This is a genomic window from Flavobacterium sp. 5, assembly GCF_002813295.1.
Lineage (GTDB): Bacteria > Bacteroidota > Bacteroidia > Flavobacteriales > Flavobacteriaceae > Flavobacterium.
On sequence record NZ_PHUE01000001.1, the window covers coordinates 2,106,638 to 2,121,500 of the forward strand.

Below are 14,863 nucleotides of genomic sequence, written 5' to 3' on the forward strand. Positions count from 1 at the left end.
TTTAACCATTAAGAAATTAAGGTTCATTTAAGGTTTTTTTTGAAAGAGTTTATAAGCAATCTTAATTTTCTAAATCTCTAATGCTTAAAAAATTATATTTTATTTTAACCACTAAAAATTACTTAATCTTCTAATTTAGAAAAAAATTCGTTTACTAATGGTTTCATTGACTTTGTTATGTTTGTTGTATTGAAATTAATCAATAGCCCTTGCGGCCTTTGTAATAATTTCATATATGTTAATAATTGAGCTTCATGAATTGGTAATAGATTTTCTATTGCTTTTAATTCAACCACAACACAATCATTTACAAGTAAATCAATTCTTAAATTTGATTCTAATTTGAGCTCATAATAATCAATTTTAACACTCAATTGTTGTTTTACATCATATCCGCTTCTTTCTAATTCATATTTTAGACATTGCTCATAAACACTTTCTAGAAGTCCTGGCCCAAGCTCTTTATGAACCTTTATGGCAAACCCAGTAATCTCATAAGACAATTTCGTAACATCTTTTTTTGTCATAGAATTTTTTCAACCATTTTTCAGTAATTAACTAAACCTTAATTTTCTTAATATCTTAATGGTTAACATTTATGACAAATTGATTTTGTATTTTTCTTCGATTTCAGAAGGAATATTTTTTGGTACTAATTGTCCAATTTGAAATATTTTTTCAATAAACTCAATACTGTCATCTACCGAAGTATTTTCATCTTTCAAATGAGTAGCAAATTGATTCGTAATTTTTTGAATAATTCTAGCACTGATTAAATCAGCCTGTTCCTCATTAAAATTAGATGTTTTTTTTCTTTGAAAAGCCAATTCACTTGCTACTATATCGTTCAATTTAGCTTTTAATGCGTGGATGGTTGGTGCATATTTACGACCATTCATCCAAATATTAAATTCTAATTTTATATCCTCGATAATTGCTTCGGCAGCAGGAATATGTTGTTTTCTTCTTTCTAGAGTATCATCTGTTATTTGAGACAAATAATCCAAATGTATTAAAGTTACACCCTCGATTTGTTCTACATCAGGATTCACATTTCTAGGAATGGATAAATCCAAAATTAATAACGGTTTTTTTAAATTCAACAATGCTTTGTCTATTGTTGGATTTTTAGCACCTGTAGCTACAACCAAAACATCTGTTTGTTGAAGTTCTTCTTGTAAATTGGCATAATCTTTTACGATTACATTTAATTTACCAGCTAAAATTTCGGCTTTATTTTTGGTTCTGTTTACCAAAGTAATATGACCGTTTTTAGTATGCTTTACAAGGTTTTCACAAGTATTTCTACCTATTTTTCCTGTTCCGAAAAGTAGAATATTTTTGTCTCCAATGTTTTCTACATTTCTAATAATATATTGTACAGATGCAAACGAAACGGATGTTGCACCAGATGATATTTCAGTATCTGTTTTGATTTTTTTGCTCGCCTGAATCACCGAGTTTACCAAACGATCTAGAAAAGTATTCACTAAATCTAGAGCCTTACTTTGATTAAAAGCATTTTTAATTTGACTGATAATTTCAAAATCACCTAAAATTTGACTGTCTAAACCAGTTCCTACACGAAACATATGGTTAACTGCTTCTTGATTTTTGTAGATAAAAGCAACTTCTCTAAATTCCTCTACAGAGCCATTACTATTATCACAAAGTAATTTGATTAACTCATATGGATGATTGGCAAAACCATAAATCTCTGTTCTATTACAAGTAGAAGTTACAAGTAATGATTCGATTCCTTCGACTTTGGCTTGTTCTAATAAGGCAGATTGTGCATTAGCATCTAAACTAAATTTTCCTCTAATTGTAGCATCTGCTTTTTTATAACTTAAACCTAAAGCGTAAAATGTGGTAGTTTTGGACATATTGAAATTTTCCATATTATACTTCCTTAAAAGTTTGACAAAATTATTACTAACTAATTTATAAAAACAACGCTAGAGGAACTTTTTATATCGCTATGGAATAAATTGATTCAAAATAGCAATTCTAAATAGTATTTATTGCCTTTTATAATGAAATCAAGCCTTCGTTAGTGAGTTATGTAGATTTATTCTAAATAATATTTTCCTTATTGCTTTGAATTTTAAACGAAAAAATATCGCTGTGAGTTCTGAGATGGGTTTTTTAAATTTGATAAATCATTCACTTTCATAATACTAATGAAGTTTATAAAACAGCTTTATTAAATAAAACCCTACCTGTCCAGGCAGGGTTTTATTAAGAACTAACAAATTATTTTTGAACAATAGGTGTTCTCAATGATTCTAAAACAGCAACAACATCTGTATAAAGTTCTGTATTTGAAGCAACTCCATTAGCATTAGCAGCTGCACCAACATAACCTTCAAATTTAGTATAATCAGCATTACTAGCTTTAGTACCCATACGAGCATTTGTCGCTGGGTTGTGAGCCGCTACCATACTCAAACCAGAATACGTATTTACAGCGTTAGTTCCTCCTGTGTTAAATGAGAAGAAGTCAGTCAAATTATCTGATAATTTAGCAATATTAGTAGCTTGAGTATCTCCAGTTTCTGCTAATAGAGGAGCAAAATGAGCCTGTAAATTTCCTGCTGCATTTGATTGAATATCTGCTACAATTAATCCAATAGTTGAATTTACTACTTTACGGTAACTCAAACGACCTTGTTCGATCATCATTCCTGGATTGTCTGGATCTGTCACCATTTTTGTTCCTCCTAGGCGCTCATAAATTGTAGCTTTTGCTACTGGCATTGGTGTTGCTTCATCATCATTATTACTGCAAGAAGTTAAAGTTGCCGATGCAACGATCAATACACTTAGTGTAATTTTTGAAAAATTTTTCATAATAAAAATATTAAAGGTTAATTAAAAATTTGATTTATTGATTTAGCCATTTTATAGCTAAAACTGTTTTGATCTATTGGACAGACTTCTTTGTTTGCCAAATTTGCTGGTAAAATGTATCGCTGAGCGTCATAATGTCCTTTGGCCATTAATTGATCATACACTTTTTTAGAATTCGTAATTTTATTGTTGTGGAAATAAACCACAACATTTCTTTTTACGATTATAGAATCGGAGGTTAAGCCATTTATAGACCTTAAATCCGAACATATTTTTTTTGCTTCAACAGAATCTATGTTCGATTTGAAATCGATTCGACTGATTTGCAAATTTGGGCTTTCATACACAGCTGGTTTTGCTGTAACAATGTGGAAAATGAGAATTCCGAAGAATAGCACCATAAGAACTAATGCTGCCAAAAGACCTCTTTTTATTGTTTTGTTAATTTTCATACCGATGCATTTTAAAATTGATTTGATTTTAAAAGCATATACGAGAGCTTTTTTAAGTTGGTTTTATTTAAAAGAGAAAAAACATTAATTTAGAATTGTTTTAAATAATTAAAACTCTAAACTGTCAAATATTTTTAGAAAACTCTAGCGAGATTAAACCCAAAAAACACATCTCCTTTGGACCAATCTCCTGTAGTTCTAGCCAAATATCCAGCTTCGTCTATACCTTGGGAATTGGTAAAATGCATTTGAAAAACATGTCCACCCGTTTCTAAATCAAAACCAATAGATAATGGATTGTTATAAATAGAATTGGAAACCCTGTTCAGGTGAGCAGCATAATCGATATTTAAAGACCAGCGTTTAGCAAATTTGTACCTACCTCCAAAACCAATCGCATATTGTGTATTGTTTTGCTCAGGGTTTTCTACAAAATTTTCATGAAAAATAGTTGGCACTACTTCCAATGAAAGCTTCTCCGTGAATTTTCTAGAAATTAATAATTGGGCTACATAAGTCAACCTATTTTCAAATTTCAATTCAGGATAGTTACTTTCTTTGAGTGTGTTGTTTATTGACAAACTGTTAAATCCAACAATGCTAACTGGGAAACCATCTTTTATCTGAGGAAATAAAGCATATTTTGCAGCAAAATCATAAGCCAATTGGCTTCTGGCAGCGCTAATATGAAAACCGTCTGTTATTCCGTAGATGAATTTGATTTGGGTATTAGCGTTATCCAATCCGTAAAATCCTTCGAATCCATCTTTTATTGACCCGAATCGGTGTGCCACTATAAAGTACATATCCCCTTTTGCGGCTACTTTTGTAGATTCCAGGTTAACGATTTTCAGGGCCTTAAAAGCAGAAATTACTTTTTCTTTTGAAACAGGAATATCTACACCAGACAATAAGTCGTTTTGAGAATAAATCCATAAAGGGAATAAGAATAAAAATAGTACAAGTTTTTTCATGAGATATAATTTTAAATTATTTTGTTTTAGTACGTTACAGAACATTGATCGATTTTAAATTCTCCAAGCAATTCATCATACCCTAAAAATCTTCCTTTGATGTTTAGTATTTTATCATTTGCGATACTTTTAGGTAAGCTGTCTTTGAAGGTTGCAAATACTTTGTCATTCAATACAATCCCTTTGTTTACAGCATCAATAGCTGTTATTTGTCCGGTCATTTCGATGGTTTTATCTTGATATTTGGCATAAGCCAAACTACCATTAGAAGAAAATTCTTTTTCAAGTCCAGAAATGGCGACCACATAATCTGGTGTTTCAGAACTTATATCCCGATGTTCTTTATAAGTGTAGAGATAAATGGAAGTTGCAATTGCCAAGGAAAATGAAATCCCTAGAAGTATTTTATTTTTCATAGCTACTTTTTTTTGGTGTTTGAAGTATCTACGTTAAAAACGAATCTTTGGTTTTAAAAAATAATAATGCAGTTCAAAAAAACTATACAATACATTTTATCGTATATGTTTTAGAAATGCTTTTATGATTCATTCTTTTTAATTTAAAACCAGTCATTATGAATGCGAAAATTCTTTTTGTTTCCTTGTCATTATCTACAATTCTTTTGAGTTGTACCAATGACAACCCAGACACGCTAATGGATGATACCACAATAATAGGCTTGGCAACCTATAATCAAAATGTAAAATCCATAATTGACAACAATTGTATTGTCTGTCACGCTACAGTTCCAAAAAATGGAGCACCTATGTCATTAGTAACTTATGACCAAGTAAAACAAGCCGTTTTAAATCGTGGATTACTCACCCGAATTTCATTAGAAAACGGAAACAGTTCCTTAATGCCAAATGGAGGGCCAAGATTGCCTCAAACCACAATAGACATCATTCTTAAATGGAATCAAGATGGATTATTAGAAAAATAATTCCAAAAAACATTATGAAAAAAACATTACTTATAATAATGTTACTGGTTTCATTGATTCTCTTTTCGCAAGAAAAATTGATAACAAAATCGGGAACAATAACTATTGAAGCTTCTGTGCCTTCATTTCAACCTGTTGAAGGTATCAATAGTAATGTAACTTTTGTTTTAAATCCAGAAACAGGAGACATTGCAAGCTTGGCTTTGCTAAAAGGATTTCAATTTGAAATCGCTTTGATGGAAGAACATTTCAATGAAAATTATATGGAAACGGATAAATATCCTAAAACAATTTTCAGAGGACACATAGAAGGATTTGACGCTAACAATTTGACAGGAGAATATAAAGATTATATCATAAAAGGGAAACTAGAACTTCATGGAAAATCTAGAGATATAAACGCTAATGCAAGAATCAGTAAAACAGGTTCTCGAATTACTGTTTTTTCGAATTTTACTGTAAATACAAGTGATTTTAGCATCCCAATTCCATCTATTATTAAATATAAACTTGATAATAAAGTAAATATTAAAATTGCAGCTGTTTTGATACCCGAATTTAATTAATAACCATTAGTTCAATTTGGCAGATTGACCAGAGATATATTGCTAGAATGATAATTTAAAAATAGAATCATGAAAAAAAACATACTCATAGTAATGCTAAGTATAGGAAGTATTTGTTTTTCACAAGAAAAAATAATTGACAAATCAGGAACTATAACTTTTGAAGCTTCTGTTCCTTCCTTTGAAGAAGTTAAGGCAACCAATAATAGTGTAACTTTTGTTTTAAATCCACAAACAGGAGAAATTGCAAGTTTGGCTTTAATGAAAGGATTCCAGTTTAAAATCGCCTTGATGGAAGAGCATTTCAATGAAAATTTTATTGAAAGTGACCAATATCCTAAAGCAATATTCAAAGGAAAAATTAATGGGTTTGATGTGAATAGTTTAACTGCAAATCCTAAAGATTTTACAATAAAAGGAACATTAGAACTTCACGGAAAATCTAAGGATATAATAGCTACAGCAAAAATTAGCAAGACGTCTTTAGTAATTAAAATTTTAGCAAACTTTAGCACAAATGCAAGCGATTTTAATATTTCAATACCTGCTGTTATCAAAAATAAACTGACAAATAAAGTTAATGTACAAATCTCTACCGTTTTTAAATATAATGAGACAAAACAATAAAGATTTTATAAAATAGATGGGAAGTAAAGGATAAACCATCAAAAAGATTTAATTTTGAAAAGATAAATTATTCGTTTTATCAAAAACGGTAATAATAACTTGACTAAAGGGAATCAACAAAATGGAGGAAGAAATAAAAATTGACGATGATTTTATTTTAATTCGTTTTCAAAACAACACCAATGAAATTATAACGTTTCAACGCCCTATTCAATTGGGTTTGATTCAATTTCATTTTGGTTTGAAAGGAAATGCCAATTATATTTTTAATCAAGGAAATTATAACTTAAAACTCAACGAAGAAAAAGCTTTGCTTTTTTATAATACCGAAAAAGAATTGCCTTTACATGTTGAAATTGCCCCAAAGTCTTGGTTGATTTCTATATTTGTTTCCATCAAAAAATTTCACGGATTATTTACGACTGATGCCGAACATATTCCTTTTTTAAGTAAAGAAAACCAGGAAAAAAAATACTATAACGAAAGTGATATTAGTCCATCGATGGCGATTGTTTTGAACCAAATGTTTCATTATAATTTAAATCCATCCATCAAAAACTTGTATTACAAAGGCAAAGGGTACGAATTATTGAGTTTGTTTTTTAATCGAAGTGAAGATCCAAATGCTGAGCAATGTCCGTTTTTAATAGATGAAGAAAATGTGTTGAAGATTAAAAAAGCTAAAGAAATCATTATTGCGAATATGGCCGAACCTCCAAGTTTACAAGAACTAGCCGATCAAATTGGTTTGAACTTAAAGAAGCTAAAAATGGGTTTTAAACAAATTTATGGCGACACGGTTTATGGTTTTCTATTTGATTACAAAATGGACACAGCCCGAAAGTTGCTCGATAGCGGTTCCTATAATGTAAACGAAGTCGGTTTAAAAATTGGTTATAGTACTGGGAGTCATTTTATTGCAGCCTTCAAAAAGAAATTTGGAACTACTCCAAAAAAATATTTAATGTCAATTAATACCAATGTCTAAAAAACTATCATTTTTAGATATTAAATCATAATAAAAAAATAACATTTATCATATTTCAAAAAAGTGGGTTTTTCTACTTTTGACAAAAATCAAAATCTGCATATGAAAGGCGTATTATTAGTAAATTTAGGTTCTCCAGAAAGTCCACAACCAAAAGATGTAAAACCATATTTAGACGAATTTTTAATGGATAAATATGTTATTGATGTTCCATATTTGTTACGTGCTTTACTGGTTCGTGGTATTATTTTAAGAAAACGTCCTGAAGAATCGGCTCACGCATATCAAAAAATTTGGTGGGATGAAGGCTCTCCTTTAGTAGTACTTTCAGAAAGAATGCAGAAAAAAGTACAACCTTTAGTAAATATTCCTGTAGCACTCTCAATGCGTTACGGCACGATGACTATTGAAAAAGGTTTACAAGAATTGCATGATAAAGGAGTTGATGAAGTATTACTTTTTCCTTTATATCCTCAATATGCTATGGCTTCAACTTTAACTATTTTGGTCAAAGCCGAAGAAATTCGCAAGAAAAAATTTCCAAACATGAAATTTACGGATGTTCCTGCATTTTACAATAAACCTGATTATATTAAAAACTTGTCTGACTCCATTCAAAAACATTTATCTGGATTTGAATATGATCATTTATTGTTCTCGTATCACGGAATTCCAGAGCGTCATATTCGCAAAACCGATGTGACCAAATCACATTGCAAAATTGATGGTTCTTGTTGCAACACGCCTTCACCTGCACATGAATTTTGCTACCGTCATCAATGTTATAAAACTACCAGACAAGTAGTTAAATTACTAAATATTCCTGAAGACAAATACAGTTTGACTTTCCAGTCTAGATTAGCTGGTGACAAATGGTTAGAGCCTTATACTGATATCGAAATTGATAAAATGCCTGCAAAAGGAATTAAAAATCTTGCCGTTGTAACTCCAGCTTTTGTTTCAGATTGTTTAGAAACTCTTGAAGAAATTGCCATGCGTGCCAAAGAAGATTTTGAAGCAAAAGGAGGTGAAAATTTCTTTGCTATTCCGTGTTTAAATGATGATGACCAATGGTGTCAAACCGTTGGGAATTGGATTAACGATTGGGCTAAATAACACAAAATAAGCATAGTACTCTATGGAATATTATAACTACTTAAAATCCCTGCACCTCATCTTTGTTATTACATGGTTTGCAGGACTTTTTTATATCGTTCGTTTGTTTGTGTACCAAATTGAGGCTAACGACAAACCTTCGCCAGAAAAAGAAATCTTGCAAAAACAATACAAAATAATGACCTATCGTTTATGGTACATTATAACTTGGCCAAGTGCAGTTTTGGCCAGTATTTTTGCCTTTTGGATGTTGTTTTTTACCCCAATGGGAAATGCTTGGTTACAAATGCCTTGGATGCACGTAAAACTTGGCTTTGTTTTTGTGCTATATTTATATCATTTAAAATGCCAGCAGATTTTTAGTCAATTACAAAGAGATGAAATTAAATACACTAGCAACTTTATGCGTTTGTGGAATGAAGTATCCACTATCATATTATTTGCTGTAGTTTTTTTAGTAATCTTAAAAAATGCTGTAAATTGGATTTACGGCGTAATCGGAATTTTTATATTTTCGATTACAATCATGCTTGGATTTAAATTTTACAAAAAAATCAGGAAGAAAAACAATTCATAATCATGTCTAAAAGTTTTAAGATTCCATTAATTTCATTACGTTTTAGAATCTTCATTTCGATGGTTGTATTAATCATCGCTACTTCACTTTTACTCATAACCATTTCCATTATTCAGTATAAAAATGTCGCAAAAAAATACAATCAAAGGCGAATAGAAGCAATGGAAACCTATGTAAAAAAGCATATTGATTACATGCTTTCAACAACAACTTATCCTTTAAACGATGAAAATATCAAATTAATTTTTAATGATAAAATTCACGAAATATCAGATATACAAAATACCGAAATACAAATTTATTCCTTAGATGGAAAATTAATAAAATCATCTAAAGAATCATTTTCTGTAGAAAAATATTCCCCAACAGTTTCAAAATTCATTCTCCGATTAGTCAATTCCTCAATTGACAAAAGGTTTCTTGAGGTCAAAACCGTCAACGGAATCAAATACAGATCTTCTTATAGTCTTATAAAAAATAAGAAATTCAAACCTATTGCAATCCTAAAATTACCAAACATCCCAGATGATGGTTATTACGAAAAAGAATTAAACAATTTCTTAATTCGATTAGTACAAGTCTATTCGCTAATGATCGCGATAGCATTTGGATTGGCTTATATACTCTCTTCATTTATCACTAAGCCTATTTATGATTTTGCCGAAAGATTAAGGGAAACCAGTTTGAATCAGAAGAATGAAAAAATTCCGTTTTCGGCAAAGATTAAAGAAATCAACATGCTGTTGCTCGCCTACAACAGAATGACCGAAGAACTCGAAAGAAATGCAATTGTACTGGCCCAAAACGAACGTGATTTGGCTTGGAGAGAAATGGCAAAACAAGTGGCTCATGAAATCAAAAATCCGCTTACACCAATGCGGCTTACAATTCAGAGCTTTCAACGAAAATTTGATCCTGAAGTTCCAAATATTAGACAAAAACTAAATGATTTTTCAGAATCATTAATACAGCAAATTGATACAATGAGTTCGGTAGCTTCGGCATTTTCTGATTTTGCCACTATGCCTGCACAACAAAATGAACTACTAAATGTAGTAGAAGTAATAGAACTGACCTTGGATATTTTTCATGAAGATTATATTGTTTTCGAATGTTCTGAAAAGGAAATTATATCCAAAATTGACCGAACTCAACTCATCAGAATCATTACCAATTTGGTCAAAAATGCTACCCAAGCTATTCCAGAAAACCAAGAAACAAAAATGATATTGGTAACCATACAAAAAACAAAAGACCAAGTTATCATCACTATTAAAGACAATGGAACAGGCATAGATCCAGAGCATATTGACAATATTTTTGAACCCAAATTCACTACCAAAAATAGTGGAATGGGTTTAGGTCTCGGAATTATAAAAAACATTATAGAAAACTACAACGGAACAATTACCTTTGAAACTAAATTTGGAAGAGGAACTATTTTTACGGTTACCCTCCCCATTATTAACTCCTAACACAAACGCTATGAACTACGACAATCTTTTAATTACAATAGAAAACAACATTGCTACTGTTGTAATCAATAGACCCAGTAAACTGAATGCTTTGAATATCGCAACCATAAATGATTTGCATAAAGCCATCAAAGTATTGGGGAAAAACAAAGAAATTCAAGTTATTATACTCACAGGAAGTGGAGAAAAAGCATTTGTTGCAGGTGCTGATATTACCGAATTTGCGCATTTTACCATTGAAGAAGGTGCTCAACTAGCGTTTCAAGGACAAGAATTACTTTTTAATTATATAGAAAATCTAAAAACTCCTGTCATTGCAGCTGTTAATGGTTTTGCTTTAGGAGGAGGATTAGAATTGGCTATGGCTTGTCATATTAGAGTAGCTTCTGATAATGCCAAAATGGGGCTTCCTGAAGTTTCTCTTGGTGTTATTCCTGGCTATGGAGGAACGCAACGTTTACCTCAACTAGTTGGTAAAGGACGCGCTATGGAAATGATAATGACAGCTGGAATGGTCACTGCCGATGAGGCTAAACAATATGGCTTAGTAAATCATGTAGTTCCGCAAGAAGAATTAATCGAATTTGCTATTTCGATTGCTCAAAAAATCATGAATAACTCTCCTTTTGCCATTGGTAGAGCCATAAAATCAATCAATGCTAATTTTGCTGAGGGCAAAAATGGATATGAAACTGAAATAAAAAACTTCGGTCGTTGTTTTGGGACTGAAGATTTCAACGAAGGAACCAAAGCATTTTTAGAAAAAAGAAAACCAGTTTTTAAAGGGAAATAAAATTCAAAAACTCTCTTTTAAAATTAATTATTAAAAAAACAATAAAAAATCAAACGTATGTCGTTCCAACCTGTATTTGCCGAATTCTGGGAAAAAGTAAAAGAAAGCATCGAAAATAAAACCTATGCCAAATTAACTTTGGCTAAAACTATTGGCGATACCGAATTAAAAAACATTTACGTTCGCCCCGTTTTATTAGAAAATGACGTGTTTAGTCTTTCTATTATTGCCCGATACAAAACCGAAGAAATTGAAAGTTTCCATTCATTGGAAGAAGCTTTTTTTGTATTAGCTCCTTATATGAATAATCCTTTTTTGACTGCATTATTATTCACAATAGAAAACGATATTACCTTCAAATTGAATAAAAAACGTGTTGGAAGTATTATTGAACAAGCGCCAACTTTCAAGAGCGCTTCAGATGTGATTTTGGAGATGAAAGAGAAGGGCTTGTGAAAACAATCAGGATAATAAATTGTAATCATATTGACTTCTAATTCCTTTAAAAACATTTAGTTAATTCGTTCAATCTATTATAAAACAACTAATAGACACCTCATTTTTAAAGCAATAAACACAAATAATCATTGCCAAATTGATAGATTTGGTTTAACTTCTTATTCTATTACAAGTAAAAGTAGATAGCTCTAATTCTGTCATTCATTAAACGTTACTTTTTAGTATTCCAAAATCTCTAATTAAGAATGTTTAGAATCTTTTTTCAATCTTTATCTGATTGTTGAATAAATTTACTCTATTTTTAAAACTTTAGTTTGAATAATCATATCTTTTTACCCCCCTCAGAGCACAACTTTGACCACTCTCGATTTCAGACTTTAAAAAATTGTTACTTATTTATGATTTTAAAATTAGTTAACACCTAATTGGTATCAATCTTTAAATCAAATAATTTATGAATCTAAAAATAAACAAGCTAAAAACAGTTTGGGAGGCTGCAGGAGTAACAACAGAACTAACTTCTTTAATTCATCAATTCAACTTTGATAAAATTATAAATTCTTTAATTAGTGTAGGACCTTTTTATTTTTATATAATAGATTTTTGTGACATGTCACTATCTAATGTTAGTCCATACATATCTGAAATTCATGGATTTAACTCTGAAACAGTTACTTTTGATGATATCTTAAATACAATTCATCCTGATGATATGGAGTTTGTTTCAAAAGCTGAAGCCACTTATTTTGAGTTCCTTTATAATAAATTAGGAAAAGAAAATACGCTCAATTACAAAGCAAATTATTCCTTTAGAAGTCGAATGAAAAATGGGGAATATTGCATGCTCAATCACCAATCTATAATCCTCACAATGGATGATGACTGCCGCATTGGAAAATCCCTCAATATCCACACAAATATAGATCATCTTACCAAAACCAATACCAATACAATTTCACTTATAGGCTTAAATAATGAGCCCTCATATACTAATATAGATGTGGTTTTTGATTTTAAGAATATCACAGCATTTTCAAAAAGAGAAATTGAAATTATAAAGCTTATTTCCGAAGGGTATACTAACAAAAAAATTGCTGATTTTCTTGTTATTAGTGAATACACCGTAAAAACTCATCGAAAAAACATCAATTATAAATCAGGTTCAAAAAACTCAATAGAATTAATTCGTAAATGTTTGCTATTAGGTTTGATTTAAACTAGGAAAAACTACTCCAGTACCATTTCTACCATAATTCTTACTTTATTAAATATCAGAAATTGTTTCAAGCAACAAAATTAATACCACAAATACCTATTTGTAGGTATTCTTTTTGTGGTCTTAAATATAGTACTTTGAAGAATCTAATTTTATCAAAATAAAAAAGCTAATCTTTTAAATATATTCTTAATCACATTGTTGCATCAATATTAATTACTAAATAATATTTTTTATAAATAATGACAAATAATGTGTTTTTTATAAGATACATTTCCAGCTTATATTTTAAATAGTAATAACCAACCCGCTAGCCGAAAAGGGGTAATAGAGTAGGCATACAAATTTTAAAAAACCTAAACAAATGAAATCTATTTCAAAAACGATTTTAGCATTAGTGTTCATTGGATCAATGGCATTTTCATGCTCATCAGACAAAGACGAACCTGAACAATCACAACAATTAACGGAGACTCCAACTGCAATCAAAAAATTTGATTCTAGCAACTTCGGGACTTACAAAGGAGTTTTTATTGGTTCTACTGGCACAATAGAAATAAACCAAGATGAAAACACCAAAACTGCACATTTAGTTATTGATGGTAAAGAATATATATACACTGCGACAGAAAACAGCACTATTGGACAAGAAACAGTTGGTTTGACTTTTAAAAATGGAGAATCTTCTTTTGATTTCAATGTTGGTGCTTCTGGAGAAGAACCAAACATTACAAATATTTCAATTGTTGGGCATGCAAACGCTAGTATTGAAATACAAAAAGAAAAATCAGATAAAATCGTAAAATGCTATGTTGGAATTTCTACTGATGAAGATGGAAAATCTAATCCAGCTGCATTTAATTTTTGCATCCTTGGGGAGCATCTTATTGGTATTGCCCATAATGATTCTGGCACAGCTTTAATAGTAACCGGTACTGTAACAAATAATACTATTACTGGAATTGTAGAGTACACTAAAGGAACTGTGGAAGCAAATATTATAGGCACAATAGAAGGAGAAAAAGCAGAGGGTACTTGGGCAAATATACATGATGACAATGGCTTCTTTAAGACCGTAAGAGTGCTTTAAATCTTCATCATATATTTTTTTATATCAACCCTCCAAAATTTATTTTTTCCTGGAGGGTTATTTTTTTATAACCCTCCGCCCCATTCTACATAAAACTGAACAATGGACGGAAGAATAATAAAAAGAACTTTATTTACAAACAAAATACAGAGATTCTCTCTCATATTGAAAGCCTTTTAATAATCTATCATTGGATTTTAGTTCCCGTGTTGCATTAGTTCTTTCGGAAATTTGTCTAGAATAAGATTCAAATTGATACCATGCTCCAAATAGGCTTTGAGTCCAGCAAGAACAATGGTAAAACCACCTGTCGAATCCTTAATTGTTTCTAATAATTCATCTCCGGTTTTATCAAAACCATAATGTTTGATACTTACAAAAGTAGAACCGTCGCTTAGTGTTTTGAAATTAAAATCAACACTGGTAGGTTGTTCTGAAGTAAACCAATTAATAGCTATTTTGTGATTAGGAATAATTTCTTTTGCCACTACTTTGGTCGAGAAATTATACATTTCCCATTCCCAAATTACCTCTTTATCTACTTCTAGCTTGTGGCTACCTTTTGTAAACCAAAAATGTTTGGTCACTTCTGGATCAATAAATGCTTGAAAAACCTCTGAAACAGGTTTTCTAATTAGCATATCAGCTTCTGAACATTTTAAATTACTCTCTGACATAATTGCTGCGTTTTTAAAGTGAATTAAAATTTATGATGACAGGAATTTAGCTTGCAG

Annotated in this window: 18 protein-coding genes; 11 read left to right on the plus strand and 7 right to left on the minus strand. The window is 30.7% G+C overall.

What is annotated here, in order from left to right:
• Positions 1–122: 122 nt before the first annotated feature.
• The 6 genes from CLU82_RS08570 to CLU82_RS08595 form a co-directional block, all read right to left on the minus strand.
• Positions 123–527, minus strand: a complete 405-nt coding sequence (locus CLU82_RS08570) for a GxxExxY protein (RefSeq protein WP_100842702.1) — start codon at positions 525–527, stop codon at positions 123–125.
• A gap of 69 nt (positions 528–596) precedes the next feature.
• Positions 597–1,901, minus strand: coding sequence for a glutamyl-tRNA reductase (hemA, locus tag CLU82_RS08575; protein WP_100842703.1), 1,305 nt, complete (start codon positions 1,899–1,901; stop codon positions 597–599).
• A 355-nt stretch (positions 1,902–2,256) separates the two neighbouring features.
• Entirely contained in the window at positions 2,257–2,853 is a 597-nt protein-coding gene (locus tag CLU82_RS08580) for a hypothetical protein (RefSeq protein WP_100842704.1), read from the minus strand.
• 17 nt (positions 2,854–2,870) lie between these two features.
• Positions 2,871–3,305, minus strand: coding sequence for a hypothetical protein (locus tag CLU82_RS08585; protein WP_100842705.1), 435 nt, complete (start codon positions 3,303–3,305; stop codon positions 2,871–2,873).
• Positions 3,306–3,439: 134 nt separating this feature from the next.
• A complete protein-coding gene (locus CLU82_RS08590) occupies positions 3,440–4,279 on the minus strand; it encodes a DUF5777 family beta-barrel protein (protein WP_100842706.1) in 840 nt (279 codons plus the stop codon).
• Between the two features lie 26 nt (positions 4,280–4,305).
• Positions 4,306–4,695: a hypothetical protein gene (locus CLU82_RS08595; protein WP_100842707.1), complete on the minus strand. Its 390-nt coding sequence runs from the start codon at positions 4,693–4,695 to the stop codon at positions 4,306–4,308.
• Positions 4,696–4,853: 158 nt separating this feature from the next.
• Between CLU82_RS08595 and CLU82_RS08600 the strand changes: the two genes are divergently transcribed.
• The 11 genes from CLU82_RS08600 (at position 4,854) to CLU82_RS08650 (ending at position 14,129) form a co-directional block, all read left to right on the plus strand.
• Entirely contained in the window at positions 4,854–5,222 is a 369-nt protein-coding gene (locus tag CLU82_RS08600; protein WP_100842708.1) for a hypothetical protein, read from the plus strand.
• Positions 5,223–5,236: 14 nt separating this feature from the next.
• Positions 5,237–5,788: a YceI family protein gene (locus CLU82_RS08605; RefSeq protein WP_100844980.1), complete on the plus strand. Its 552-nt coding sequence runs from the start codon at positions 5,237–5,239 to the stop codon at positions 5,786–5,788.
• 69 nt (positions 5,789–5,857) lie between these two features.
• On the plus strand, positions 5,858–6,415 hold the full coding sequence (locus tag CLU82_RS08610; RefSeq protein WP_100842709.1) for a YceI family protein: 558 nt from the start codon (positions 5,858–5,860) through the stop codon (positions 6,413–6,415).
• A 121-nt stretch (positions 6,416–6,536) separates the two neighbouring features.
• Positions 6,537–7,403, plus strand: coding sequence for a helix-turn-helix transcriptional regulator (locus tag CLU82_RS08615; protein ID WP_100842710.1), 867 nt, complete (start codon positions 6,537–6,539; stop codon positions 7,401–7,403).
• Positions 7,404–7,505: 102 nt separating this feature from the next.
• Positions 7,506–8,519: a ferrochelatase gene (gene hemH, locus CLU82_RS08620; RefSeq protein ID WP_100842711.1), complete on the plus strand. Its 1,014-nt coding sequence runs from the start codon at positions 7,506–7,508 to the stop codon at positions 8,517–8,519.
• Positions 8,520–8,541: 22 nt separating this feature from the next.
• Positions 8,542–9,096: a CopD family protein gene (locus tag CLU82_RS08625; RefSeq protein ID WP_100842712.1), complete on the plus strand. Its 555-nt coding sequence runs from the start codon at positions 8,542–8,544 to the stop codon at positions 9,094–9,096.
• A 2-nt stretch (positions 9,097–9,098) separates the two neighbouring features.
• On the plus strand, positions 9,099–10,571 hold the full coding sequence (locus tag CLU82_RS08630) for a PAS domain-containing sensor histidine kinase (protein WP_369829007.1): 1,473 nt from the start codon (positions 9,099–9,101) through the stop codon (positions 10,569–10,571).
• 10 nt (positions 10,572–10,581) lie between these two features.
• Positions 10,582–11,364 carry an enoyl-CoA hydratase/isomerase family protein gene (locus tag CLU82_RS08635; RefSeq protein ID WP_100842713.1) on the plus strand — a complete coding sequence of 261 codons (783 nt, stop codon included), beginning with the start codon at positions 10,582–10,584 and terminating at the stop codon, positions 11,362–11,364.
• Positions 11,365–11,421: 57 nt separating this feature from the next.
• The gene (locus CLU82_RS08640) at positions 11,422–11,820 is read left to right on the plus strand and encodes a hypothetical protein (RefSeq protein ID WP_100842714.1); all 399 of its coding nucleotides are present in this window, start codon (positions 11,422–11,424) and stop codon (positions 11,818–11,820) included.
• Between the two features lie 457 nt (positions 11,821–12,277).
• A complete protein-coding gene (locus tag CLU82_RS08645; protein ID WP_100842715.1) occupies positions 12,278–13,039 on the plus strand; it encodes a LuxR C-terminal-related transcriptional regulator in 762 nt (253 codons plus the stop codon).
• Positions 13,040–13,403: 364 nt separating this feature from the next.
• Positions 13,404–14,129, plus strand: a complete 726-nt coding sequence (locus CLU82_RS08650; RefSeq protein WP_100842716.1) for a hypothetical protein — start codon at positions 13,404–13,406, stop codon at positions 14,127–14,129.
• Between the two features lie 197 nt (positions 14,130–14,326).
• Here the strand turns inward: CLU82_RS08650 and CLU82_RS08655 are convergent, their stop codons facing one another.
• Positions 14,327–14,806, minus strand: coding sequence for an SRPBCC family protein (locus tag CLU82_RS08655; protein ID WP_100842717.1), 480 nt, complete (start codon positions 14,804–14,806; stop codon positions 14,327–14,329).
• Between the last annotated feature and the right edge of the window lie 57 nt (positions 14,807–14,863).

Bases quoted from the DNA above. Each gene is read 5' to 3' on its own strand.
- CLU82_RS08570 (WP_100842702.1), bottom strand. From the start codon at position 527: ATGACAAAAAAAGATGTTACGAAATTGTCTTATGAGATTACTGGGTTT.
- hemA (WP_100842703.1), bottom strand. From the start codon at position 1,901: ATGGAAAATTTCAATATGTCCAAAACTACCACATTTTACGCTTTAGGT.
- CLU82_RS08580 (WP_100842704.1), bottom strand. From the start codon at position 2,853: ATGAAAAATTTTTCAAAAATTACACTAAGTGTATTGATCGTTGCATCG.
- CLU82_RS08585 (WP_100842705.1), bottom strand. From the start codon at position 3,305: ATGAAAATTAACAAAACAATAAAAAGAGGTCTTTTGGCAGCATTAGTT.
- CLU82_RS08590 (WP_100842706.1), bottom strand. From the start codon at position 4,279: ATGAAAAAACTTGTACTATTTTTATTCTTATTCCCTTTATGGATTTAT.
- CLU82_RS08595 (WP_100842707.1), bottom strand. From the start codon at position 4,695: ATGAAAAATAAAATACTTCTAGGGATTTCATTTTCCTTGGCAATTGCA.
- CLU82_RS08600 (WP_100842708.1), top strand. From the start codon at position 4,854: ATGAATGCGAAAATTCTTTTTGTTTCCTTGTCATTATCTACAATTCTT.
- CLU82_RS08605 (WP_100844980.1), top strand. From the start codon at position 5,237: ATGAAAAAAACATTACTTATAATAATGTTACTGGTTTCATTGATTCTC.
- CLU82_RS08610 (WP_100842709.1), top strand. From the start codon at position 5,858: ATGAAAAAAAACATACTCATAGTAATGCTAAGTATAGGAAGTATTTGT.
- CLU82_RS08615 (WP_100842710.1), top strand. From the start codon at position 6,537: ATGGAGGAAGAAATAAAAATTGACGATGATTTTATTTTAATTCGTTTT.
- hemH (WP_100842711.1), top strand. From the start codon at position 7,506: ATGAAAGGCGTATTATTAGTAAATTTAGGTTCTCCAGAAAGTCCACAA.
- CLU82_RS08625 (WP_100842712.1), top strand. From the start codon at position 8,542: ATGGAATATTATAACTACTTAAAATCCCTGCACCTCATCTTTGTTATT.
- CLU82_RS08630 (WP_369829007.1), top strand. From the start codon at position 9,099: ATGTCTAAAAGTTTTAAGATTCCATTAATTTCATTACGTTTTAGAATC.
- CLU82_RS08635 (WP_100842713.1), top strand. From the start codon at position 10,582: ATGAACTACGACAATCTTTTAATTACAATAGAAAACAACATTGCTACT.
- CLU82_RS08640 (WP_100842714.1), top strand. From the start codon at position 11,422: ATGTCGTTCCAACCTGTATTTGCCGAATTCTGGGAAAAAGTAAAAGAA.
- CLU82_RS08645 (WP_100842715.1), top strand. From the start codon at position 12,278: ATGAATCTAAAAATAAACAAGCTAAAAACAGTTTGGGAGGCTGCAGGA.
- CLU82_RS08650 (WP_100842716.1), top strand. From the start codon at position 13,404: ATGAAATCTATTTCAAAAACGATTTTAGCATTAGTGTTCATTGGATCA.
- CLU82_RS08655 (WP_100842717.1), bottom strand. From the start codon at position 14,806: ATGTCAGAGAGTAATTTAAAATGTTCAGAAGCTGATATGCTAATTAGA.